This window comes from Microbacterium laevaniformans (assembly GCF_016907555.1).
GTDB classification, from domain to species: domain Bacteria; phylum Actinomycetota; class Actinomycetes; order Actinomycetales; family Microbacteriaceae; genus Microbacterium; species Microbacterium laevaniformans.
In genome coordinates this window covers 2,614,657-2,635,799 of the sequence record NZ_JAFBCE010000001.1, presented here as the reverse complement: position 1 = coordinate 2,635,799, position 21,143 = coordinate 2,614,657, and the positions used below count along the sequence as shown (strand labels likewise).

Genomic DNA, 21,143 nt, shown 5'->3' with positions numbered 1-21,143 from the left:
GGCACGGGGAAAGGTACCAGGCGCGTCGGCGTCGGTGTCCGACTCAGGCGGCGCGCACGGCGACGAACGCCGAGGGCTCGAGGTCTCCCGTCGGAGAGACGAAGATCCGCTTCACGTCGGAGGGCGTGCGGGGGTCGAACACCAGAGGGCGCGACGCGCCCTCTGCGGGCACTTCGCGCGGCGGCAGGAGGGCCAGGCAGGTGACCCAGCGGCGCGCACCCTGGCCGTCATCGAACGCGAACGTGAGGGAGACCGCCGCGCGCGCGGCGGCCATCGCCTCCGTCGACAGCTGCGGCGACGAGGTGACCTCGGCGTCGACGAGACGGCCGGTGGTCAGGAGTTCGGCGGCCAGGTCGGCGTTGCGCCGGCGGAAGCGCTGCGCGCGCAGGCGGCCGATGATGCTGGTGAGACCCAGGGCGATGAAGATGCCCGGCAGCCACCAGATACCGGTGTACATGATCCACGCACCGACGCCCCAGGCCTCGTCCTCGTGGAAGACGGGGTCGACAGCGACGCCCACGGCATCCGGCGCCGCCCACATCGGCAGCGAGAGGAGCACGCCGGTCGCGAGGCCGAGGAGGACGATCGATGCCGGGCCGAGGAAGGCGTAGTACGTGCGCCGGCCCGTGTAGCGGTGGTTCCACGCCGAGTAGGCGCCCATTGTGATGATGCTGGCGATGATGCCGACCGGCAGGGCCGTCGATCGGACGGCGACGGGGACGCCGCCGTCCCAGGTGCTGAATACGCTGTTGATCGACACGATGCGTACCTGGTCGAAGAAGCCGCCGATGCCGAAGCCGATGATCGCTGCGGCGGCGAACCCCGCGAGCCCCCAGAGGAGGGTGGCCGTCAGTGCCCGCGGCGAGCCGACGAGCTTTCGATCCCGTTCGGCGGCCGCGGCTTTCGGGTCGATGAGACTCATGGCTTCCAGCCTATGAGGACGGTGGTGAAGGTCAGGGTGATCTCCTCAGCGCGACGAGCGGTCGATCTATCCCAGCGCGGGGCGACGCTCACGGGGTCGGTGAGCTCGACGGCGACTACTAGCGCAGCGCGACCGTACCGGTTCCGGATCGTCGGCCGCCGATGGTGCTTCCTCCGCTCACATCGAGTGATGCTTCGGTCGTGCGCGACGCGCGGTCGGAGACAAGGAACGAGACCGCGTCCGCGACGACGTCGGTCGCGCCGCCGCCTGCCGGTGTGATGGGGGTCATGAGCATCTTCAGGGGCGGGAGGTGGAACCCGCAGACGGGGCGGCCCCCCGCAACGCCCCGCCTGCGACAGCGACGTGATGCCGCCAAACAGATCGTGGAACAGAACCGTGTCGGGAAAGAACAGGCCTGTGATAAGCCGCCTTATCGCCATGAGACGGCAGTAATTCCTGGTGCGGAGTAGGTTGGCCCCATGTCCACAGCGCCTTCGCTCCTCATCGACCTGGCCGGCGTCGCCCGGCTGGCCGGTGTGCAGCGACCCGTGGCATCGATGTGGCGGTCGAGGTTCGCGTCGTCGCCGGATCCTTTCCCGCGGGCGATCAACGTCGAGGGCGGCCGGGCCTGTTTCGAGGCCGATCACCGCCCGATCCGCGTCGAGATGCTGCCCGACGGCCTCGAGGCCGAGCTCATCGAGGCGGCAGAACGTGGTGAGGCAAGGCGCGGCGAAGGTAGCGTTGAGCACGTCGAGGTCTTCCGGATGGTGAGTGTAGGAACTTCCGGTCCCGGGTGACCTCGACCCCTATCCAGCCACCGCCGCCCGACCCCCGGCTACACCCTCAACATGCGTCGCACCTAGGCCGTGTTGATCAAGTCTGATTTGATCCAGATGAGCGACGCGATGTTGACATGCAAGTGTCTACTTGCCTATTGTGATCGGAGTGGGAGACGTCTACCAGGCGCTCGCCGATCCGACCCGGCGGTTCATCCTCGATGAGCTGGCGGAGCGGGATGGGCAGAGCCTTTTCGAGCTGTGCAGCCGGCTGGTCATGCGGCACGGCATCACATCGAGCAGGCAGGCGATCTCCCAGCACCTGGCCGTCCTGGAGGACGCGGGCCTCGTCAGCTCGCGCCGTTCGGGGCGGACGAAGCTCCACCACCTGCACACGGAGCCGCTGCGCGAGATCGTCGAGCGCTGGCCCGCCGAACCTAAGGAATGACTCATGGGCATCCGTATCAACGTGACGAGCGTGTTCGTCGACGAGCAGGCCAAGGCACTCGACTTCTACACGGAGAGGCTGGGCTTCCTGCCGAAGACCGATGTGCCCGTCGGGGAGTTCCGCTGGCTCACGGTCGTCGGCCCCGATGACCCTGACGGCACAGAGCTGCTGCTCGAGCCCGACCAGCACCCGGCTGCAAGGGCGTACAAGGCCGCGCTCGTCGCCGACGGCATCCCAGCGGCGTCCTTCGCCGTCGATGATGCGGCGGCGGCGCACGCCGAGCTCACCGCGAAGGGCGTCCGTTTCACGCAGGAGCCGACCGTGATGGGGCCGGTCGTCACCGCCGTCCTCGACGACACGTGCGGCAACCTTATCCAGCTCGCCAGCCCGGCATGAGCGTGTCTGAGGACTCGCCGAAAGCCTGCGATGCGGAGGGACGCAAGACGGGACAGTGGACCGAGCCCGACCCGCATGGCGGCGTGTGCGGGCGATGATCGGCTGGAAGCATCCAGCTTCGCCCTCCCCAACCTTGCCCTTGCGATGCATCGCGGTGACGTACGCGGCGCTACCGGGCCGCGTTCGGGGTGACTCGTTCGCTGCACGCCGTCCGGGGGATCGCCTGCGCGGGAGGTTCAGGAGCGCGAGACTCACCGAGTCGAGCGCCGCGCCCAACGTCGTGTGGTACCCGATCCATGTCACCCCTCAACCTTCTGTAGGTTTTCACCTACGTTTGACACGTAGGATAATGCCTACCTAAAGTGGGTGACATGACAGTCTCGAACCTGAAGAGCATCACGTTGTTCGTCGCGGACCAGGACGCCGCCCTCGCCTTCTACGCCCACAAGCTCGGCCTCACCGTCCGCCAGGACGTCTCCAACGGTGAACACCGCTGGCTGGAGGTGGTGCCGCAGAGCGCGCAGACCGGCGTGCTCCTGCTGCGCCCGTTCCCCGGCATCCAGGCCGGGACCGCGCGCGGAATCATGCTCGCGGTTCCCGACGTCGAGACCGCGGCGACCGAACTTCGGGAAGCGGGCGTCGAGGTCTCCGGGCCGACCCAGATGCCGTGGGGGCTGGAGGCGACATTCTCGGACCCGGACGGCAACGGGTTCGTGCTGTCGGCCGCCTGATGCCCGCGATCATCGAGACCGAGGGGCTGACGAAGTCCTACCGGGGGGTGACCGCGCTCCGGGGCGTCGACCTGGAGCTGGAACGTGGCACGGTGCACGCACTCCTGGGGCCGAACGGCGCAGGGAAGACGACCCTGGTCTCGATCCTCTCCACCGTCCTGCGACCCGAGAGCGGCACCGCGCGAGTGGCCGGATACGACATCGTTCGGCACCCGGCGAACGTGCGGGGCGTGATCGGGCTGGCGGGCCAGCATGCGGCGGTCGAACCGAAGCTGACCGGCCGCGAGAATCTCCAGGTGTTCGGCAGACTCAGCGGCCTCGGCGCCCGGGCCGCGCGAACTGCGGCAGATGAGGCGCTCGGACGGCTCGGATTGGAGGACGTCGCGGATCGCATCGCTGGCACCTACAGCGGCGGCACTCGCCGTCGCCTCGATCTGGCTGTCAGTCTCGTCGCCCGTCCCGCGCTCATCCTGATGGATGAGCCGACAACCGGGCTCGATCCGCTCAGCCGCCGCCAGCTCTGGGACGCCGTGATCGACCTGACCCGACAAGGGACAGACGTGCTGCTGACGACCCAATACCTGGAAGAGGCCGACGCGCTGGCAGGCAACGTGATCGTCATCGACGGTGGCGAAGTGGTCGCGCATGGCTCACCCGCTCAGCTCAAGTCCCGCGTCGCCGACGAGACGGTCACCATCGCAGTCGACCGGCCCGAGCACGCAATCCTCGCAGCGGAGTCCGCTCCCGATGATGCGCGGATCGGCGAGGACGGGATGACCGTCATCTGGACCTCACGGGAAGGCGCGCGCGAAGCGCTCGGCGTCTTCGCCGACCTTGCTGCCCGTGGGATCGAGTTGCGCGAGCTGACCATCCGCCGACCCACGCTCGATGACGTGTTCCTCGACCTCGTCGGCACCGACAAGACAGAAAGCGCCCGATGACCGCCACGACGACGCCCCGGCACACCGTCTGGCCGGTCGCCCTGCTCGCGGTGGCCCGCCGGCACGCGCTCGCCACGCTCCGCACGCCGGCCGTGGTCATCATGTCCGTGGTGCAGAGCGTGGTGTTCCTGCTCATCGTCCGCTACGTCTTCGGCGGCGCGATCGGCACCGGGAGCCTGGACTACGTGCAGTTCCTCGCGCCGAACCTGCTCGTGGTGAGCATGCTGTTCTCGGTGATCGGCGTCGGCGGCGCGGTCGCTGAGGACATGGGTTCCGGGGTCACCGACCGCCTCAAGTCCCTGCCGATCGCGCCTTCGGCCGCACTCGCCGGGCGAGCGATCGCGCAGCTCGGACTCTCCGCATTCACCCTCGTCGTGACCGCCGGAGTCGCCCTCGCGGTCGGCTTCCGGCCGGAGGCCGGAGTACTCGGGCTGCTCGGCGTGCTTGGATGGTGCCTGCTCGTCGCGCTCACCTTCGGGTGGGTCTTCATCCTCGCCGGGGTCGCAACCCGCAACGTGCAGGCGGCGCAAGGCATCGGCTTCATCGTGCTGCCGTTCACATTCGTGTCCGGCGCTTTCGTGCCGGCCGAGTCGATGCCGGACTGGCTGCGCGGCTTCGGCGACAACCAGCCCGTGACGGTACTCGTCCAGGCCGCCAGATGGCTCGCCCACGGCGACGCGGGCATCGCCGGCGCACCGCACGACGGCGGCTACTATGTGCTGGTCGGACTGGCCTGGATGGCGGCGATCCTGATCGTCTCCGCCGCCGTCGCGGTCGGCCTCGACCGACGACGCTAGGAACTCCGATGACCCGCCGAACCCACTCCCTCCCCGTCGACCGGGTGCTCGCAGCCCTCGCCAATCCCACCAGGCGCGAGGTGCTGGACCTCCTGCTCGACGGCCCACGCTCAGCATCCGACATCGCCGCACAGTTCGACATGGCACGGCCCTCGGTATCCGAGCACCTGCGTGAGCTCCGGGAGTCCGGCCTGGTCACCGAGACTCGCGATGGTCGCTACCGCCGCTACTCGCTCAACGCCGACCCGCTCACCGAACTGCACGACTGGCTCACCCCCTACGAACGGTTCTGGCGCGGCCGCCTGACCGGACTGGGCGCGGTGCTCGATGCCATGCCCGATGAGGACGGCGGCGCATGACGGTCGAGGACCTCACCACGATCCGGGTCGACCAGTTCTACCCGCACCCGCCCGCGAAGGTCTGGCGCGCCCTGACGACTCCCGACCTCATGTCCCAATGGCTGATGCCCAACGATTTCCAGGCCGTCGCCGGACATCGCTTCACCTTCACCGCGGCGCCCGTGGAGGCCACCAACTTCTCCGGCACCATCGCCTGCGAAGTGCTCGAAGTCCGACCCCCGGAGCGGCTGCGGATCACCTGGCGCGATGCCGACGGGACCAACCCGCTCGACAGCACCGTCACGTTCCACCTGCACCCCGAGGGTCACGGCACGCGGCTGATCCTGGAGCACAGCGGCTTCGACCCCGACGACCCCGGCCAGCAGATGGCCCGCCGCATCATGAGCGGCGGCTGGCGCAGCCACGTCCTCCGACGCCTCGGCGACCTCCTCAACGACCCCCATGTCTCGGGATAGGTATCGCGCGTCTCTTCGGAGTACGCGAGCCGCCGGAGTGTGACGCAGGATCTCATCGCCGAGCCCGGTGAGTTGCTGAGGCTGGCCGATTCCGAGGGCCAGCGCACTAGGCCCGGATGCGATCGACTTCGTATGTCAATGAAGTGGAGGGGCTGACGGGAATCGAACCCGCGCTGTCTGCTTGGGAAGCAGAAGTTCTGCCATTGAACTACAGCCCCACGACGACCTGACGGCCGTGCCCGTCCAGCATACCCACGAATGTCGCTGACTGATCGCCGCACTGAGCGCGGGCGGGCGCCGCTACGCTGCGCTGGGCGCAGAGATGATCGCGACGACATCGGGGGCGCCAACACCATGACCCCCGGAACGTTCCGTTGCTCGAGGATCCCAACTTCTTCGAGCTTGCGTACAGCGTTGCTCACCGCTTGGTAGGTCAGCCCTGGAAACGCAACACGGTTCCAGGTGGCTGTGCAGAGTTCTGGCGGCGCCGCGAGTGGATGAGCGGCGAACGCGACGCGCTCGTAGGTCTGCCCTCGGCCGTCCGTGCCGGAGATCGGAAGGAGGTCGCCGATCGGACTTGCGGCGAATCGTGCGGGATCCGTGCTGCTCTCCTTCAAGTTCCCTTGATCACACCACGTATCGATTCAACGAAAACCGGAAACAATTGAACTTGCAGTCGCGTAATTGAAGCGTGCCGCAATGACGCATGGCCCTCGGCTCACTCGCGCCGCCGCCCCGAACGTCTATACAGATGTAGGAACGGGTCAGCGGATGCCGCGGTTGGCGTGAACACGCTCGGATCGAGCGCACCCATGCACACGACCCGGAGGACCGATCATTGCCTACGTCACCACCGAAGACGGCGCGGAGATCTCCTACAAGGACTGGGGAAGCGCTGGCGCCCAGCCCATCGTCTTCCACCACGGCCCGCCCCTCTCGTCCGACGACTGGGACGCACAGCTGCTCTACCTCATGCTGACCACGCACGCGGACGTCATCAACCCCGACATCCTCGCGTTCATCCAGTCCTGACCCTCCGTTCGCGACCCGCCCGCTGCGCCGGGCGCCGCACTCCCCGTCACTCCGACAGGTGCTGCACCGTGTTCGTGTAGGTGATCGAATCGGCCGTCGATCCGACGAGGCCGAGGGTCACGCCGAACATCGAGTCGAGGCCTTCGGCAGGCGGCGGGGTGTCGGCGCCCAGCGTGAGCAGCTTTCCTCCCGGAAGCGTCGCGCTGAGCGAGTTGATGTACACCACCACGTGCCCGTCGAGGGTCATCGTGTCGGCCGTCGTCGTCAGGATGGGGCCGGTGTCGTGGCGGACGGTCAGGCTGAACCCGGAGATCGTGATGCGGTCGGCTTCGAGCTTCAACGCCGTCGTCCGCGAACCGTCGGCGAGGGGAACGGTCACGACCGAGATGCCGCGCAGGCCGCTGAACGACAGCGACGTCGACCCGAGCTGTGCGGACGGCTGCGTGAACACGGGTCCCTGCTCGTCGGCGACGGGCGCCACCGCGGGCGGCGTCGTGCCTTCCGACGGCGACGGGGTCGGCTGCCCGGGTTCCGGAAGGCCGGGGACGGTCGGCAGGCTCGGGATGCCGGGAACCGACGCGCTCGCCGACGGTGACGGACTGGGCGTCGGGGACGGCGACGAGTGGCAGGGCATGATGATCGGGATGCACCACTCGGTCGGCCGTGCGCCGGAGGTCTCGGCGGCTGCCGCGGGGAGGGCTGCGGCGCCGACGGCGCTCGGCGCGAGCGCGAGGAGCGCGGCCGCCAGCAGCGCGGAACGAGCACGCCGCGTGGTCATCGTGTGACCGCCTCGTCGGGGACGATCGCCTCCTCGGCATCCGCCTCAGCCGTCGGCTCCGACTCCGCGGTGCGCGCGGCTCTCGGCATCCACGACACCGCGAGGATGCCGCCGACCGCCGACAGCACGAACCCGATCAGGAACCCGCCGAGGTTCACCCCCACGATCGAGTAGACGCTCGTCGCCAGCGCGATCACGCCGTACAGGATGCGGTGCGCCGGCGTGGCGACCACGAGGGCGCCCAGCACGATGAGTAGCAGCGGGATCACGACCGCCTGCAGTCCCTCGATGCCGAGGTGGATGTGCAGGCGCCCGAAGTCGAGCTGGCTCGAGCCGAACATCGCGAGGCCGCCGACGATGAGCAGGATGCCGCCCACGAGCGGCCGATCCTTCCGCCAGGCGCGCGCCGGCCGGCCCGCCACGGGCGTGGGCACGGTCTCGTTCTCGGGCTCCGCGGCGAGCTCGGCGGCGCGGGACGCCCGGCGTGTCAGAAGCATCCGCTCGACCCGTCCGTCAGCTTCAGCGACATTCCGGTGAGCGTGAAGACCGAAGCCTGCGTGCTCCACGAGATCTGCTGGAGGTTGTTGATCGTGACGCTGTCGGCATCCTGCGCGAAGTCGCCCGCCGAGCCCTTCGCCGCCGTGTTCACGGTGGAGGCGTCGACGCCGATGCGGATGTTGGAGAACGACGAATCGCCCTTGAGGTCGGTCATGCCGATCTGCAGGTCGCTCGCGGTGGCGGGGTTGCCGCCGCCACCGGCCGTGATGAGCACACCCACTTTGCCGAGCGGGGTGTCGGAGATCACCGACTGGCAGAGATCGTAGAGCTGCGCCGACGCGATGTTGGCGATCGCTACGTTGTGCGAGCCGCCCGCCGTGTCTTGCGTCACGCCCGCGTACTGCGAGAACCCGGTGCCTTCGAGCTTGGATGCGCTGATCTGGAACTGGCTGCCGGAGACCGCGAACGAGACCGGAACGGCGCCCTGCGCGACGCCTCCGAGGAGGAACGTGGAGGCGAGGACGACGGGAATGGTGGCGAGGGTGATGCGTCCCGCGCGGGAGCGAGTCGGGTTCGAGAGTCTCATCGATCCTCCGGATGCCGGGGCGCCGGCTCCGCTGCCGACGCGTTCGATCATCGACTGTGCGCCTCAATTGACAATCAGTCAATAAGGGAGGCGCCTCTGTGAGAGAACTCTCACGAAGAGCGGCCGTGGGACCGCGCCCACCTCGTGGGTAGGGTCGAGGGCATGTCCTCCGAGCACCGTCGGCGCCTGTCGCGGGAGGATCGGCGCGCACAGTTGATCGCTTCGGGCGTCGCGTTCCTCGCGTCGCGGCCGCTCGACGAGCTCACGATCGAGGCCCTCGCCGAGCGCGAGGACGTGTCGCGTGCGCTCGTCTTCCACTACTTCGGCACGCGCCAGGGCCTGCACACCGCGGTGGTCACCACCGCCCGCGACGCGCTGATCGCGGCATCCGCCCCCCGCGCGGAGCTGCCGCCGCGCGCCCGCCTCGACGACACGATCGAGCGGATCGTCGCGTTCGTTCGCGCCCACCGCGGAACCTTCTACTCGCTGGTGCGGGGCGTCGCCAGCGGCGACCCGGTGGTCCGCGAACTCGTCGACGAGGCCCGCGACGAGAACGCGCAACGGATCCTCGAGGTCTTCCACGAGCTGGGTCACGCCGACTCGCCCATGCTGTCGGTGGCCGCACGCGCCTGGGTCGCGTTCGCCGAGGACGTGCTCATCGAGCTCGGTCTCGAGTCCGACCGGCCCGCCGATGAGATCGTCGCCTTCCTGTCGCGTTCGGCGCTGGCGATCGCGGCCTCCGTCGACCGCTGAGCGCGCCGCGCTGTCGCCGTGCGGCCAGTAGGCTGGCCGCGTGCTGCTCAGTGACCGCGACATCCGCACCGAGATCTCCTCCGGCCGCGTCGGACTCGACCCGTGGGATGCCGCGATGGTGCAGCCGTCGAGCGTGGACGTGCGTCTGGATCGCTACTTCCGGCTGTTCGACAACCACAAGTACCCCTTCATCGATCCCGCCGAGGACCAGCCCGATCTCACCCACCTCATCGAGGTGCGCCCCGACGAGCCGTTCATCCTGCACCCGGGCGAGTTCGTCCTCGGCTCGACGTTCGAACAGGTGACGCTGCCCGACGACATCGCCGCGCGCCTGGAGGGCAAGTCGTCGCTCGGACGCCTCGGACTGTTGACGCACTCGACCGCGGGCTTCATCGACCCCGGCTTCTCCGGTCACGTCACCCTCGAGCTGTCGAACGTCGCGACGCTGCCGATCAAGCTGTGGCCGGGGATGAAGATCGGTCAGCTGTGCTTCTTCCGGCTGTCGTCCGCGGCGGAGAACCCCTACGGCACGGGGCCGTACCTCAACCGATATCACGGTCAGCGCGGCCCGACCGCGTCGCGGTCGTTCCAGAACTTCCACCGCACGGATGTGGGTTCGACGGATGCCGGGGCGCGCGGCGCCTGATCCGGCCGCTTCCGATCCCGGCCGCGTCTGACGGTCGGCAGGCGTCCGCGGAGACCGCGGGTCAGTGCGCGGTGGTGACGCCGACGCCGACGCTGTCGTGCACGAGCACGGCGGCGACGCGGGCGCCCTGCCCCGCCGCGACGATGAGCTGCTGCGGACCGGAGGCGGCGTCGCCCGCCGAGTACAGCCCCGGGATCGAGGTGCGGCCGGCGCGGTCGGTCCGCAGGTGTCCCGCGTCGTCGCGCTCGGCGTCGACCCCGTCGAGGAACTCCAGCGCCGGTTCCCACACCGGGCGGACGAACCCGCCGTCGACCTCGACGCGCGTCCCGTCGGCGAGCACGACCGCCGAGATCGCGCCGCGCTCGCCGACGAGCTCCGCGATGGGCGCCCGCTCGACGCCGACGCCGGATGCGACCAGCTCCGCCTCCTCGACGGCGTCGACGATGCCGGCTCCGTTGGTGAACACGGTGAGCCGGCTCGTCCAGTGCGCGATCAGTCGCGCCCGCGCCGCGAGGTCGGGCGTCTCGCCGATCAGGGCGAGGCGGCCGCCCTGCAGCTCCCAGGCATCGCAGGCGGCGCAGCTGAACAGCGACATCCCGTAGAACGAGCGGATGCCCTCCACCGCGGGCAGCGTCTCGCGCAGTCCAGTGGCGACGACGACCGATCGGGCACCCAGCCGGGGCTCGGCGACGGCGGCCCGTCCGCCGATGGCGACGATGAACCGTGCGTCGCGGGACGACGGCGCATCGGATGCCGCGACCCGTACGACGGAGGTCGCGATCGTCCGCTCGAGGATGCGCACGTCGGGGTACGCGTCGAGCTCGGCGCGTGCGAGTTTGCGCAGCTCCATCGGCGATACGCCGTCGCGCGTCAGGAAGCCGTGTGAGCGGAGGGTGGCGGCGTTTCGGGGACGCCCCGCGTCGACCACGACGACCGATGCGCGCGCGCGGGCGAGGTTCAGCGCGGCCGAGAGCCCCGCCGGTCCACCGCCGACCACCACGACGTCCACGACCCGCGTGCCCGACGCGCCGGCATCGCGCGGCGCGGCGCTCACGACGGGGTCAACGCGCCCGCGCGCGAGATGTCGACCTGCTCCTCGCGGGGCACGACCTTGACGCGGTCGCGGGTATGGGCGTGGCCCGCGCCGAGTGCCCGCTCGTGCGCGTCGAGGGCCAGCCAGCCCTCCCAGGTCGTGTAGTCGAGCGCCCGCTCGTCGAGCAGTGCCCGCACGTCGGTGTGCACGGTGGGGGTGGACAGGAGGCCGGCGCGGGCGTCGGCGAGCAGGTGGGTGATCGTCTCCAGGGCGTCGGACTTCGTGTGGCCGATGAGCCCGACGGGCCCGCGTTTGATCCATCCCGTCGCGTACAGGCCGCCGATCGGCTCGCCGGCCGCATCCTCGACACGTCCGCCGGCATTCGGCACGACGCCGCGCACGTCGTCGAACGGCGCGCCGACGACGGGCGAGCCGTGGTAGCCCACGGCGCGGTAGACGGCCTGCACGGGGATGTCGCGCAGCTCGCCCGTGCCCCGGACGGCGCCGTTCGGGTCGCCCGCCACGGGGGCGGTGCGCTCCAAGCGCACGGCCTCCACGCCCGTCTCGCCGAGCACGGACACCGGGGCGTGGAAGAAGTGCAGGTGCACCCGTCGGGCGCGGTCGGCGTGGGTGTGCGCGGCCTCCGGCTCGCGCGTGCGCCACGCGTCGAAGATCCGCCGGATCACCTTCAGCTGATTGTTCCCCGGAGTCGCCGTCGCCGCGTCGAGCGCCGCGAAGTCCTCGTCCGCGAGGACGATGTCCACACCGGGCACCTCCCCGAGCTCGCGCAGCTCGATCGGGGTGAACTTCACGTCGAGGGGACCCCGCCGCCCGAAGACGTGCACGTCGGTGACGACGGATGCCTCGAGTCCGGCCAGCACGTTGTCGGCGACCTCGGTCGTGCGCAGATCCTCGGCGTGCTTGGCGAGCACGCGGGCGACGTCCAGCGCCACGTTGCCGTTGCCGATGACCGCGACCTCGCGCGCGGTGAGCGGCCATGTGCGGGGCGCATCGGGGTGACCGTCGAACCACGCGACGAAGTCGGCCGCACCGTGGGAGCCGGGCAGCTCGATGCCGGGGATCGCCAGCTCCGCGTCACGGATCGCGCCGGTGGCGAGGATGACAGCGTCGTAGCGCGCGTGCAGCTCCTCGAGGGAGACATCGCGGCCCACCTCCACGTTGCCGAGGAAGCGGATCGATCCGGCGTCGAGCATCTCGTGGAGCGAGGTGACGATGCCCTTGATGCGCGGGTGGTCGGGAGCCACCCCGTAGCGGATGAGTCCGTACGGCGCCGGGAGCGAGTCGAACAGGTCGATCGCGACGGTGCCGCCCTCCTCCCGGACGGCGTTCGCGAGGATGTTGCCGGCGTAGATGCCGGCGGGTCCCGCGCCGACGATGGCGACGCGGAGGTCCGGGGCGGTGCTCACAGGGATGCCTTTCGGAGGACGGGTTCGGCCGGGGTGACGGCGGCGAGATCGGCGGGGGCGTAGGGGCTGAGGGTGACGACGTCGCCCACCACGACGACGGCGGGGGAGCGGACGCGGCGGACGGCCGCTTGATGGGCGATGGTCGCGAGCGTGCCCACGGTGACGCGCTGGCCCGGCCCGTACCCGTCCTCGACGATGGCCACGGGGCAGTCGCCGCCGCGTTCGCCGCGCGCCAGCGTCAGGGCGGCATGGGCGAGGGTGCCGACGCCCATGAGCAGCACGACGGTGTGATCGCGCGCGCCGCCGACGGCGGAGATCTGGTCGTGCGCGGTGACGACGGTGAACGCGGTCGCGATGCCGCGGTGGGTGAGGGGGATGCCGGCGACGGCCGGCACCGAGACCGCACTCGTCACGCCGGAGACCACCTCGACGTCGACGCCGTGCGCGCGGCAATGCGCCAGCTCCTCCAGGCCGCGGCCGAACACGTACGGATCGCCGCCCTTCAGCCGCACGACCTCCCTGCCCTCGCCGGCGAGCTGGACGAGCAGCGCGTTGATGGCGTCCTGCGGCACGGCATGGTGTCCGGGAGCCTTGCCGACGTCGACGATCTCGGCGGTGAGCGCGTAGCCCTCCGCCGCCAGCCCGTCGAGGACCGCGCGCGCGCCGAGGCGGTCGGCCACGACGACGTCGGCCTTCTGCAGGGCGCGCAGGCCGCGCAGGGTGAGCAGGCCCACGTCGCCGGGACCGGCGCCGACGAGCGTGACCCGGCCCGCCGGGTCGGCCGCGGCGCTCACCGGGTGCTCCCTGCGAGCAGACCGCGGTTGCGCAGCATCCGGCGCTCGAGTGGCGCGAAGACGACCAGCTCGACGAGGATGCCGATGGCGAGGATCACGAGGATCGTCGCCAGCACCCCGGCGAGGTCGGCGAGCTGTCGGCTCTGATCGAGCATCTGCCCGAGGCCGAACCCGATCGTGCCGCCGGTCGCGATGATCTCCGCGGCCATGAGCGAGCGCCACGAGAACGCCCAGCCCTGCTTGAGGCCGGCGACGTAGCCGGGCAGCGCGGCCGGCAGCACGATCAGCAACGGCTGGGAGACGCGCGTGGTGCCGAGGACCGTGCCCACGCGCCGCAGCTGCGGCGGCACCTGGGCGACCCCGGCGATCAGTCCGTTGACGATCGAGGGGATGGCGCCCATGAGGATGACGAAGTAGACGGTGGCGTCGGTGAGCCCGAACCACAGGATCGCCGCCGGGACCCAGGCCACCGACGGCAGCACCTGCAGCCCCGAGATGATCGGTCCGACGGCGCGCCGGATCGGGCGGACCTCCGCCAGCAGCAGCCCGATCGGCGTGCCCACGACGATCGCTATGAGGAATCCGATGAGTCCCCGCTCCAGGCTCGTGACGACGGCGAGCTGCAGACGCCCGAGGTCCCACGCGTCGCCCAGCGCGAGAGCGACGTCGAGCGGCGACGGCACGCGGTCGGGCCGCGGGCGCGCGATGACGACGTACAGCTGCCACGCCGCGATGAGCAGGGCGACGAACACCACCGGCGGCAGCACACCGGCCGCGACGCGGCGCCAGGGCTCGCGGGCGCGCTCGGGCGTCGTCTGCAGGCTGTCGAGGCCCGCGGCGAGGGTGCGCAGGCTGTCGTCCGGGGTGGATGCCGCGGCATCCGCCCCGGCGAGCGCGATGGTCTCAGGAGGCATTGCGTCGGATCTCCTTCCGCAGGCGTTCGGTGATCTCGGCCGCCAGCTGGGAGACCTCGCGGGACTCGATGCGCCGCGCCGTCGCTCCCGGCACGCGCCATTCGTCCGCGATGCGGCCGGGGCGGCTGGAGAGCAGCACCACTCTCTGACCGAGGCGCACCGCCTCGCGCACGTTGTGGGTGACGAACACGATCGTGCGTCCCGTCGCGCGCCAGACACGGTCGAGCTCCTCGTGGAGGAGGTCGCGGGTGATGGCATCGAGCGCGGCGAAGGGCTCGTCCATGAGCAGGACCGGGCGGTCCTGGGCCAGTGCCCGCGCGAGCGCCACCCGCTGGCGCATGCCCCCGGAGAGCTCATGCGGACGCTTGGCGGCGGCATCGGCCAGATTCACGACGTCGAGCAGTTCGCGGGCGCGCTCGCGGCGCTGCGTCCGCGGGACGCCGCGCAGCTGCAGCGCGAGCTCGACGTTGCGCGAGGCGGTGAGCCACGGCATCAGCGCCGACTCCTGGAACATCACCGCGGTTCCTTCGGCGGGTGTCTCGATCGTGCCGCTGGAGGGCGCGTCGAGTCCGGCGATGAGGTTGAGCAGCGTCGACTTGCCGCATCCGGAGGCGCCGATCAGGCAGACGAACTCGCCTGGCGCGATGTCGAGTCCGACCCCGTCCAGCACGAGAGGGCCGCCGCCGAAGCGCTTCCCGACCCCGCGCAGCCGCACGATCGGCGCCGCGGCGGGGCCAGCGGGCACGGGCGGTGCGGTGAGGTCGAAGCTCGGTCGGAGCGCGGAAGGCGGCTTCGCGGGGAAGCGGGAGTCCGGGGCGGCCGACGGTGTCGGCGTCGTGCGGGCCACGGTCACTGCTCGCCGAGTCCGGCGGCGGACACGCTCGGCGCCCCGCGCTGCTGCAACAGCCCGTTGAGCGGCCGCAGGTCGAACAGGCCCACGATCGATCCGCTCTTCTGCGTGCCGGCCTGTCGGCCGTGGTCGACGAGCGTCTGGAACGTCTCGGCATGCGGGTCGGCCGAGAAGCTCACCTGTGCCAAGGCGCGGGTGAGCACGGCGTCGCTGAGCCCCTTGCCCGTGTCGGCGGCGAGTCTCGCGTTGATCTGCGCACCGGCGGTGTCGGGGTGCTCGACGATCCAGGCGATCGCGTCGAGGTCGCCCTGCACGAGTGCAGCCACTGTCTGCGGGTGCGCCTGGAGGTAGTCGGTGCGCACCAGGAGCACGGTCGTGGGGAAGACCCCGCCCGGCCAGAGCTCCGCCTCATCGACGAGCACGGTGCCACCGGCGTCGAGCACGAGCCGCGACGCCCACGGCTCGGGCACCCAGGCCCCGTCGATCTGGCCGTCCCGGAACAGCGTCAGCGCCTGCGCGTTCTCGGTGGGCGTGATGTGCACGTCGCCGCCGCCGGTCGTGTCGGTCGCCAGCCCCTTCTCCTTCAGCCAGCTGCGCAGGGCGACGTCCTGCGTGTTGCCGAGCTGCGGCGTGGCGATGGTCGTGCCCTTCAGGTCGCTCGGCGACGAGATGCCGTCGCGGACGACCAGCGCCGCGCCGCCGATCGTGGCGCCCGCGACGATGCGTGCCGAGACGCCGCCGGACTGGATGAAGGTGTTGATCGACGGATTCGGACCGATGAACGTCGCATCGATCGCTCCCGCCGAGAGGGCCTCGATGGCTGCCGGCCCCGCCGTGAACGTCTGCGTCGTGAGCGCGGTGTCGCCCAGCGCCTTCTGGAAGATCCCCTCCTGCAGTCCGATGAGGGCGGGAGCGTGGGTGATGTTCGCGAAGTATCCGAGTCGCAGCTCCGTCGCCGGCGTGCCGCCGGTGGGGTCGCCTGCGGTGTCGGCGGATGCCGCGGAGGAACAGCCGGCGAAAGCCATCATGCTCGCCACGGCCAGTGCGGTGAGGGTGAGGATACGGGTGGGCTTCTTCATCGGTTCGCCTCCTTCGGGGTGCGGGTGAGTGCGCGGGTGCGCCGGTGGCGCGGTCGGGGATCAGGCCTGGACGGTGCCGGCGGCGAGGGTCGCGCCGTCCTGCGGATGGATGACCAGGAACGATCCGGTCTCGCGGTTGGTCGCGTACGGCTCGACGGCGAGGTCGGTCGACAGACGCAGCGTGGCGCGACCGATCTCGTTCACCGCGATCTCGGTCGCCGGTTCGTGGGCGAGCGTGTCGAGGTCGCGTCGTGAGACGATCTCGGCGACGAGGGCCTGCACGGTGGTCGTGCCGTGCTTGACGAGCACGCGGCTGCCCGGCGTCAGCTCGCGGGGGTCGAGCTGGAAGAGCTCGGCGTCGATCGTGCGCGTGGCATCCGGAAGTGTTCCGGCGGTGGCGATGACGGCGCCGCGCGAGGCGTCCACGTCGTCGGCGAGCTGCACCGACACCGACTGGGGGGCGACCGCCTCCTCGCCGGGGGCTCCGGCGATGTCGATCGCGGTGACGGTCGTCTCGACCCCCGCGGGGAAGACGGTCACGCGGTCGCCGACCCGGACCGAGCCCGACGAGATCCGCCCCGCGAACGAGCGGTGGTCGCGATAGCGCTCGGCGGCCTCGGGGTCCGCGGCGAGCTCGGGGGCCAGGCCGCCCTGCGGTCGCAGCACCAGCTGCACCGGCAGGCGGAAGTCGGAGGGCGTCTCGAGCTCGTCCCGTGCCGGCAGGGTCTCGAGCAGCTCGAGCAGGGCGGGGCCTTCGTACCAGGGGGTGCGAGCCGACCGCTCGACGATGTTGTCGCCCTCCAGCGCCGAGACCGGCAGCACGTAGATGTGCGCGATCCCGAGCTCGGCCGCGACGGCGCTCACCTGCGCGGCCACCGGCGTGTAGCGGTCCTCCGCGAAGTCGAGGAGGTCGATTTTGTTGACCGCCACGACGACGTGCGGCGCCCGCAGGAGGGCGACGACAGCGAGATGCCGCCGTGTCTGCTCCAGCACGCCCTTGCGCGCGTCGATCAGGACGACGACGGCGTCGGCGGTCGTCGCACCGGTGACCATGTTGCGCGTGTACTGCACGTGCCCGGGGCAGTCCGCGAGCACGAACGACCGCGCACCGGTGGAGAAGTACCGGTAGGCGACGTCGATCGTGATGCCCTGCTCGCGCTCGGCCCGCAGGCCGTCGGTCAGCAGCGCGAAGTCGAACGCGCCGTGCGCGAAGCCGCGATCCACCGAGGTGCGCTGCACCTGCGCGAGCTGGTCGGAGAGGATCGCCTTCGAGTCGTGCAGCAGTCGCCCCACGAGGGTCGACTTGCCGTCGTCGACCGACCCCGCGGTGGCGAACCGGAACAGCGTCGGCGCGGCCGTGAGCGTCGTGGTCATCAGAAGTACCCGTCCTTCTTGCGATCTTCCATCGCCGCCTCCGACAGGCGGTCGTCCGCCCGCGTCGCACCGCGCTCGGTGATGGTCGTGGCGGCGATCTCGCGGACGATGGATGCGACGTCCGCGGCATCCGACTCGACCGCGCCGGTGCAGCTCATGTCGCCGACCGTGCGGTAGCGGACGGTGCGACGCAGGATCTGCTCGCCCGCGCGGGCGGGCGAGGACGCGCCCACCGCGCGCCACATGCCGTCGCGGGCATACACCTCTCGTTCGTGCGCAAAGTACAGCGGGGGCAGCGCGATCTGCTCGCGCTCGATGTAGCGCCAAATGTCCAGCTCGGTCCAGTTGGAGATGGGAAACGCGCGGACGTGCTGGCCCGGGGTGTGCCGCCCGTTGTACAGCGACCACAGCTCGGGGCGCTGGTTGCGCGGATCCCACTGTCCGAACTCGTCGCGCAACGAGATGATGCGCTCCTTGGCGCGTGCCTTGTCCTCGTCGCGCCGCGCGCCGCCGAACACGGCGTCGTGACGGCCGGCGGCGATGGCATCCAGCAGGGGCTGGGTCTGCAACGGGTTGCGGGTGCCGTCGACGCGCTCGTGCAGTCGGCCGTCGTCCAGGTAGTCCTGCACGCGGGCCACCTCCAGGCTCAACCCCAGACGCGCGACGGTCTCGTCGCGGAACGCGATGACCTCGGGGAAGTTGTGGCCGGTGTCGACGTGCAGCACGGGAAACGGGACGCGACCGGGGAAGAACGCCTTCGTCGCGAGGTGCAGCACCACGACCGAGTCCTTGCCGCCGGAGAACAGCAGCACGGGTCGCTCGAACTCCGCGACCACCTCGCGGATGATGTGGATGGCCTCGGCCTCGAGCAGATCGAGCGTACTCAGGCGGGTCGGCGCGGTCGTGTCGGTGGTCATTCGTGCAGTCCGCATTCCGTCTTGGCCGACCCGGCCCAGCGGCCGGAGCGGGGGTCGTCGCCGGGCGCCACGGGACGGGTGCACGGCCGGCATCCGATCGACGGATACCCGAAGTCGAGGAGCAGGTTCACCGGGGCCTTGTGGGCGGCGGCGTAGGAGAGCAGATCGTCGAAGCTCCACGCGGCGACCGGGTTCACCTTCACGAGGCCGTTGCGCTCGTCCCAGGCCACGAGCGCCGTGTTCGTGCGGGTGGGAGCCTCGTCGCGGCGCACGCCCGTGAACCACACCTCGTAGCCGCCGAGCGCGCCCTGCAGCGGCTCGACCTTGCGCTGCGAGCAGCACAGCGAGGGGTCGCGCTCGTACAGGCGCGCGCCGAACGCGGCGTCCTGCTCGGCGACGGTCTGCTCGGGCAGGACGTCAACGACCCGCACGTCGAGCACGCGGTCGACCTCGTCGCGCGTGCTGCGGGTCTCGGTGAAGTGGTAACCGGTGTCCAGGAACAGCACGTCCACGCCGGGCAGGTGCTGCGAGACGAGGTGTGGAAGCGCGGCATCCGCCATGGAACAGGCCACCGCGGCCGCTTCCGCGGAGAAGTTCTCGGCCACCCAGCGGACGACTTGGTCGGCGGCGGCCTCGTTCGCGGTGAGACTGCCGAGCAGGGCGTTGCCGGCCTCGGCGAGCGCGCGCAGCTCGTCCGCGCTGCGGCGTGCGGCGGCGCGGGGGGCGAGGGAGACGCTCATACGAGCGCCTCCTCGTCCGCACGGTGCGCCCACTGGGCGAAGGTCTCGTCGGCTGCCACGTCGCGCTCCGCGACGAACCGCGTGACGACCCGCTCCACATAATCGGCGATCCCGTCGGCGGCGACCTTGAGGCCGCGCACCGTCCGTCCGAGTCCGGCCTCCTCGCGGTCCTGCGAGGCGAGGCCGCCGCCGAGGTGCACCTGGTAGCCGGGGACCTGTTCGCCGTCGATCGTGACGAGCTGTCCCTTCAGCCCGATGTCGGCCGTCTGGATGCGGGCGCACGAGTTCGGGCATCCGTTCACGTGCAGCGAGAGCCGGTGCGGGACCTCCACCCGTGCCAGCCGCTCCTCCAGCTCGAGCACCGCGCGCGTGGCGTGGCCCTTGGTCTCCACGATCGCGAGCTTGCAGAACTCGATGCCCGTGCACGCGATCGTGCCGCGGCGGATGAGGCTCGGCCGGGCCGAGAGGCCGAGCTCGTCCAGACCCGCCACGAGCGAGGGCACCCGGTCCTCGGGGATGTCGAGGATGACGAGCTTCTGGTGCGGCGTCGTGCGCAGCCGGGTGGACCCGTGCGTCTCGATCAGGTCGGCGAGCTTGGCGAGCGTGGGCCCCGACACCCTTCCGACGATGGGCGTCACGCCGATGTAGAACCGGCCGTCCTTCTGCCGGTGGATGCCGACATGGTCGCCCGCGCTCGCGGGCTTCGGTGCCGCGGGACCGTCGGGGAGGGCGTAGCCCAGGTACTCGTCCTGCAGCACCCGGCGGAACTTCTCGGCGCCCCACTCGGAGAGCAGGAACTTCAGGCGCGCCTTGTTGCGCAGGCGCCGGTAGCCGTAGTCGCGGAAGATCTGCGCGACGCCGTGCCACACCTCGGACACGCGATCGGCCGAGACGAACGCACCCAGACGTTCGCCCAGGCGGGGGGCGGTCGAGAGGCCGCCGCCGACCCACAGGTCGTAGCCGATCCCGAGATCGGGATGCTCGACCGCGACGAACGCGACGTCGTTGATCTCGTGCACGACGTCCTGGCTGGGGTGTCCGGTGATCGCCGACTTGAACTTGCGCGGCAGGTTCGCCAGCGTCGGGTCGCCGATGAAGCGGGACTGGATCTGCTCGATCTGCGGCGTCGGATCGATCAGCTCGGTGGCGGAGATGCCCGCGACCGGAGAGCCCAGGATCACGCGCGGGACGTCCCCGCACGCCTCCGTCGTTCCGAGGCCGACCGCCTCGAGGCGGCGCCAGATCTCGGGCATCGACTCCACCTCGATCCAGTGGAGCTGGATGTTCTGACGATCGGTGAGGTCGGCGGTGTCACGACCGAACTCCTGCGAGATCCCCGCGATGACGCGCAGCTGCTCGGTGGTGAGCTGGCCGCCGTCGATGCGCACGCGGAGCATGAAGAAGGCATCCTCCAGCTCGTGCGGCTCGAGGGAGGCCGTGCGACCGCCGTCGATGCCGGGCCGGCGCTGCGTGTACAGTCCCCAGACGCGGAATCGGCCGTGGAGGTCCGTCGGGTCGATCGAGGAGAATCCGCCCTGCGCGTAGACGGTCTCGATGCGCTCGCGCACGGCGAGACCGTCGTCGACCTGCTTCCACTCCTCGTTCGCGTTCAGCGGCGCGGTGCCGTCGATCTTCCACTGTCCGTGAGGCCGCGCCGACGGTCGCGCCAGCCGGGCCGCTCGGTGCGGCGGCCCACCCGCGTCGGCGGAGTCCGCTGCGCGCGTGTCGCTGTCTCTCGTCGTCATGCTGACCCCCGGCGTGCTGGGTGATGGTGGGATGCGGTCGGCGACCGCATCGGTGCGGGACGCCCCGAGGCATCTCCCCTCCGCGAGAGTAGGGAGCGGCGTCGCCGGGCGGTGCGGCGGATGACACGATCCGTCACTGTCCGTAATGCGGC

The 21,143-nt window shown here is 70.8% G+C and carries 25 protein-coding genes, 1 tRNA gene and 1 pseudogene; 11 read left to right on the top strand and 16 right to left on the bottom strand.

Annotated elements, in window-relative coordinates; all coding sequences use genetic code 11:
* Window positions 1-43: 43 nt before the first annotated feature.
* Together JOE53_RS12625 and JOE53_RS12620 are read right to left on the bottom strand one after the other, a co-directional pair.
* Complete coding sequence (locus tag JOE53_RS12625; protein WP_204947920.1) at window positions 44-922, bottom strand: hypothetical protein; 879 nt, start codon at window positions 920-922, stop codon at window positions 44-46.
* Window positions 923-1,040: 118 nt separating this feature from the next.
* The gene (locus JOE53_RS12620) at window positions 1,041-1,211 is read right to left on the bottom strand and encodes a hypothetical protein (RefSeq protein ID WP_157556949.1); all 171 of its coding nucleotides are present in this window, start codon (window positions 1,209-1,211) and stop codon (window positions 1,041-1,043) included.
* Between the two features lie 190 nt (window positions 1,212-1,401).
* Here JOE53_RS12620 and JOE53_RS12615 point away from each other — a divergent pair, with 190 nt between their 5' ends.
* The 8 genes from JOE53_RS12615 to JOE53_RS12580 all read left to right on the top strand — a co-directional run bounded on the left by JOE53_RS12615 (window position 1,402) and on the right by JOE53_RS12580 (window position 5,825).
* Entirely contained in the window at window positions 1,402-1,719 is a 318-nt protein-coding gene (locus tag JOE53_RS12615) for a hypothetical protein (RefSeq protein ID WP_204947919.1), read from the top strand.
* Between the two features lie 139 nt (window positions 1,720-1,858).
* On the top strand, window positions 1,859-2,146 hold the full coding sequence (locus JOE53_RS12610; RefSeq protein ID WP_325168503.1) for an ArsR/SmtB family transcription factor: 288 nt from the start codon (window positions 1,859-1,861) through the stop codon (window positions 2,144-2,146).
* 3 nt (window positions 2,147-2,149) lie between these two features.
* Complete coding sequence (locus JOE53_RS12605; protein WP_233449566.1) at window positions 2,150-2,542, top strand: VOC family protein; 393 nt, start codon at window positions 2,150-2,152, stop codon at window positions 2,540-2,542.
* Window positions 2,543-2,913: 371 nt separating this feature from the next.
* The gene (locus JOE53_RS12600; protein WP_204947918.1) at window positions 2,914-3,273 is read left to right on the top strand and encodes a VOC family protein; all 360 of its coding nucleotides are present in this window, start codon (window positions 2,914-2,916) and stop codon (window positions 3,271-3,273) included.
* Window positions 3,273-4,214, top strand: a complete 942-nt coding sequence (locus JOE53_RS12595; protein WP_061680917.1) for an ATP-binding cassette domain-containing protein — start codon at window positions 3,273-3,275, stop codon at window positions 4,212-4,214. The genes JOE53_RS12600 and JOE53_RS12595 overlap by 1 nt, the downstream gene beginning before the upstream one ends.
* Window positions 4,211-5,011 carry an ABC transporter permease gene (locus JOE53_RS12590; protein ID WP_204947917.1) on the top strand — a complete coding sequence of 267 codons (801 nt, stop codon included), beginning with the start codon at window positions 4,211-4,213 and terminating at the stop codon, window positions 5,009-5,011. Before JOE53_RS12595 ends, JOE53_RS12590 begins: the two co-directional genes overlap by 4 nt.
* 8 nt (window positions 5,012-5,019) lie before the next feature.
* Window positions 5,020-5,370, top strand: a complete 351-nt coding sequence (locus tag JOE53_RS12585; protein WP_061680919.1) for an ArsR/SmtB family transcription factor — start codon at window positions 5,020-5,022, stop codon at window positions 5,368-5,370.
* Complete coding sequence (locus JOE53_RS12580; protein ID WP_204947916.1) at window positions 5,367-5,825, top strand: SRPBCC family protein; 459 nt, start codon at window positions 5,367-5,369, stop codon at window positions 5,823-5,825. The genes JOE53_RS12585 and JOE53_RS12580 overlap by 4 nt, the downstream gene beginning before the upstream one ends.
* A 144-nt stretch (window positions 5,826-5,969) precedes the next feature.
* Here the strand turns inward: JOE53_RS12580 and JOE53_RS12575 are convergent.
* Window positions 5,970-6,043: transfer RNA gene (locus JOE53_RS12575), tRNA-Gly, on the bottom strand.
* A 619-nt stretch (window positions 6,044-6,662) separates the two neighbouring features.
* Between JOE53_RS12575 and JOE53_RS14795 the strand changes: the two are divergent.
* A pseudogene (locus JOE53_RS14795) lies at window positions 6,663-6,800 on the top strand (alpha/beta fold hydrolase); the annotation flags it as partial.
* Between the two features lie 103 nt (window positions 6,801-6,903).
* Here JOE53_RS14795 and JOE53_RS12570 read toward each other — a convergent pair.
* The 3 genes from JOE53_RS12570 to JOE53_RS12560 are packed head-to-tail and all read right to left on the bottom strand — an operon-like array spanning window position 6,904 to window position 8,719.
* Window positions 6,904-7,635 carry a hypothetical protein gene (locus JOE53_RS12570; RefSeq protein WP_204947915.1) on the bottom strand — a complete coding sequence of 244 codons (732 nt, stop codon included), beginning with the start codon at window positions 7,633-7,635 and terminating at the stop codon, window positions 6,904-6,906.
* Entirely contained in the window at window positions 7,632-8,132 is a 501-nt protein-coding gene (locus JOE53_RS12565; RefSeq protein WP_204947914.1) for a DUF6114 domain-containing protein, read from the bottom strand. Before JOE53_RS12565 ends, JOE53_RS12570 begins: the two co-directional genes overlap by 4 nt.
* Window positions 8,123-8,719 (bottom strand): DUF6230 family protein, encoded by a 597-nt coding sequence (locus JOE53_RS12560; RefSeq protein WP_016464019.1) that lies wholly within the window; start codon window positions 8,717-8,719, stop codon window positions 8,123-8,125. The genes JOE53_RS12565 and JOE53_RS12560 overlap by 10 nt, the downstream gene beginning before the upstream one ends.
* 162 nt (window positions 8,720-8,881) lie before the next feature.
* On the opposite strand from JOE53_RS12560, the gene JOE53_RS12555 reads away from it, so the two are divergent.
* Window positions 8,882-9,472 carry a TetR/AcrR family transcriptional regulator gene (locus JOE53_RS12555; RefSeq protein WP_204947913.1) on the top strand — a complete coding sequence of 197 codons (591 nt, stop codon included), beginning with the start codon at window positions 8,882-8,884 and terminating at the stop codon, window positions 9,470-9,472.
* Window positions 9,473-9,512: 40 nt separating this feature from the next.
* Entirely contained in the window at window positions 9,513-10,118 is a 606-nt protein-coding gene (gene dcd / locus JOE53_RS12550) for a dCTP deaminase (protein ID WP_005051803.1), read from the top strand.
* A gap of 61 nt (window positions 10,119-10,179) precedes the next feature.
* On the opposite strand, the gene JOE53_RS12545 is transcribed toward dcd, so the two are convergent.
* The 10 genes from JOE53_RS12545 to JOE53_RS12500 form a co-directional block, all read right to left on the bottom strand.
* Window positions 10,180-11,172, bottom strand: coding sequence for an NAD(P)/FAD-dependent oxidoreductase (locus tag JOE53_RS12545; RefSeq protein ID WP_271171026.1), 993 nt, complete (start codon window positions 11,170-11,172; stop codon window positions 10,180-10,182).
* Entirely contained in the window at window positions 11,169-12,578 is a 1,410-nt protein-coding gene (locus JOE53_RS12540; RefSeq protein WP_204947912.1) for an FAD-dependent oxidoreductase, read from the bottom strand. Before JOE53_RS12540 ends, JOE53_RS12545 begins: the two co-directional genes overlap by 4 nt.
* The gene (cobA, locus tag JOE53_RS12535; protein ID WP_061680934.1) at window positions 12,575-13,372 is read right to left on the bottom strand and encodes a uroporphyrinogen-III C-methyltransferase; all 798 of its coding nucleotides are present in this window, start codon (window positions 13,370-13,372) and stop codon (window positions 12,575-12,577) included. Before cobA ends, JOE53_RS12540 begins: the two co-directional genes overlap by 4 nt.
* A complete protein-coding gene (locus JOE53_RS12530) occupies window positions 13,369-14,286 on the bottom strand; it encodes an ABC transporter permease (RefSeq protein WP_061680936.1) in 918 nt (305 codons plus the stop codon). The genes cobA and JOE53_RS12530 overlap by 4 nt, the downstream gene beginning before the upstream one ends.
* Window positions 14,276-15,031, bottom strand: a complete 756-nt coding sequence (locus tag JOE53_RS12525) for an ABC transporter ATP-binding protein (RefSeq protein WP_061680956.1) — start codon at window positions 15,029-15,031, stop codon at window positions 14,276-14,278. The genes JOE53_RS12530 and JOE53_RS12525 overlap by 11 nt, the downstream gene beginning before the upstream one ends.
* 104 nt (window positions 15,032-15,135) lie before the next feature.
* Window positions 15,136-16,215: an ABC transporter substrate-binding protein gene (locus JOE53_RS12520; RefSeq protein WP_204947911.1), complete on the bottom strand. Its 1,080-nt coding sequence runs from the start codon at window positions 16,213-16,215 to the stop codon at window positions 15,136-15,138.
* 60 nt (window positions 16,216-16,275) lie between these two features.
* The gene (locus tag JOE53_RS12515; RefSeq protein ID WP_204947910.1) at window positions 16,276-17,589 is read right to left on the bottom strand and encodes a sulfate adenylyltransferase subunit 1; all 1,314 of its coding nucleotides are present in this window, start codon (window positions 17,587-17,589) and stop codon (window positions 16,276-16,278) included.
* On the bottom strand, window positions 17,589-18,506 hold the full coding sequence (cysD, locus tag JOE53_RS12510; protein ID WP_204947909.1) for a sulfate adenylyltransferase subunit CysD: 918 nt from the start codon (window positions 18,504-18,506) through the stop codon (window positions 17,589-17,591). The genes JOE53_RS12515 and cysD overlap by 1 nt, the downstream gene beginning before the upstream one ends.
* Complete coding sequence (locus tag JOE53_RS12505) at window positions 18,503-19,246, bottom strand: phosphoadenylyl-sulfate reductase (RefSeq protein WP_061680945.1); 744 nt, start codon at window positions 19,244-19,246, stop codon at window positions 18,503-18,505. Before JOE53_RS12505 ends, cysD begins: the two co-directional genes overlap by 4 nt.
* Window positions 19,243-20,991, bottom strand: coding sequence for a nitrite/sulfite reductase (locus JOE53_RS12500; protein WP_061680946.1), 1,749 nt, complete (start codon window positions 20,989-20,991; stop codon window positions 19,243-19,245). The genes JOE53_RS12505 and JOE53_RS12500 overlap by 4 nt, the downstream gene beginning before the upstream one ends.
* Window positions 20,992-21,143 lie beyond the last annotated feature (152 nt).

Excerpts from the sequence above, each read along its gene's own strand:
- JOE53_RS12625 (WP_204947920.1), bottom strand. The coding sequence starts at position 922 with ATGAGTCTCATCGACCCGAAAGCCGCGGCCGCCGAACGGGATCGAAAG.
- JOE53_RS12620 (WP_157556949.1), bottom strand. The coding sequence starts at position 1,211 with ATGACCCCCATCACACCGGCAGGCGGCGGCGCGACCGACGTCGTCGCG.
- JOE53_RS12615 (WP_204947919.1), top strand. The coding sequence starts at position 1,402 with ATGTCCACAGCGCCTTCGCTCCTCATCGACCTGGCCGGCGTCGCCCGG.
- JOE53_RS12605 (WP_233449566.1), top strand. The coding sequence starts at position 2,150 with ATGGGCATCCGTATCAACGTGACGAGCGTGTTCGTCGACGAGCAGGCC.
- JOE53_RS12600 (WP_204947918.1), top strand. The coding sequence starts at position 2,914 with ATGACAGTCTCGAACCTGAAGAGCATCACGTTGTTCGTCGCGGACCAG.
- JOE53_RS12595 (WP_061680917.1), top strand. The coding sequence starts at position 3,273 with ATGCCCGCGATCATCGAGACCGAGGGGCTGACGAAGTCCTACCGGGGG.
- JOE53_RS12590 (WP_204947917.1), top strand. The coding sequence starts at position 4,211 with ATGACCGCCACGACGACGCCCCGGCACACCGTCTGGCCGGTCGCCCTG.
- JOE53_RS12585 (WP_061680919.1), top strand. The coding sequence starts at position 5,020 with ATGACCCGCCGAACCCACTCCCTCCCCGTCGACCGGGTGCTCGCAGCC.
- JOE53_RS12580 (WP_204947916.1), top strand. The coding sequence starts at position 5,367 with ATGACGGTCGAGGACCTCACCACGATCCGGGTCGACCAGTTCTACCCG.
- JOE53_RS12570 (WP_204947915.1), bottom strand. The coding sequence starts at position 7,635 with ATGACCACGCGGCGTGCTCGTTCCGCGCTGCTGGCGGCCGCGCTCCTC.
- JOE53_RS12565 (WP_204947914.1), bottom strand. The coding sequence starts at position 8,132 with ATGCTTCTGACACGCCGGGCGTCCCGCGCCGCCGAGCTCGCCGCGGAG.
- JOE53_RS12560 (WP_016464019.1), bottom strand. The coding sequence starts at position 8,719 with ATGAGACTCTCGAACCCGACTCGCTCCCGCGCGGGACGCATCACCCTC.
- JOE53_RS12555 (WP_204947913.1), top strand. The coding sequence starts at position 8,882 with ATGTCCTCCGAGCACCGTCGGCGCCTGTCGCGGGAGGATCGGCGCGCA.
- JOE53_RS12530 (WP_061680936.1), bottom strand. The coding sequence starts at position 14,286 with ATGCCTCCTGAGACCATCGCGCTCGCCGGGGCGGATGCCGCGGCATCC.
- JOE53_RS12520 (WP_204947911.1), bottom strand. The coding sequence starts at position 16,215 with ATGAAGAAGCCCACCCGTATCCTCACCCTCACCGCACTGGCCGTGGCG.
- JOE53_RS12515 (WP_204947910.1), bottom strand. The coding sequence starts at position 17,589 with ATGACCACGACGCTCACGGCCGCGCCGACGCTGTTCCGGTTCGCCACC.
- cysD (WP_204947909.1), bottom strand. The coding sequence starts at position 18,506 with ATGACCACCGACACGACCGCGCCGACCCGCCTGAGTACGCTCGATCTG.
- JOE53_RS12505 (WP_061680945.1), bottom strand. The coding sequence starts at position 19,246 with ATGAGCGTCTCCCTCGCCCCCCGCGCCGCCGCACGCCGCAGCGCGGAC.
- JOE53_RS12500 (WP_061680946.1), bottom strand. The coding sequence starts at position 20,991 with ATGACGACGAGAGACAGCGACACGCGCGCAGCGGACTCCGCCGACGCG.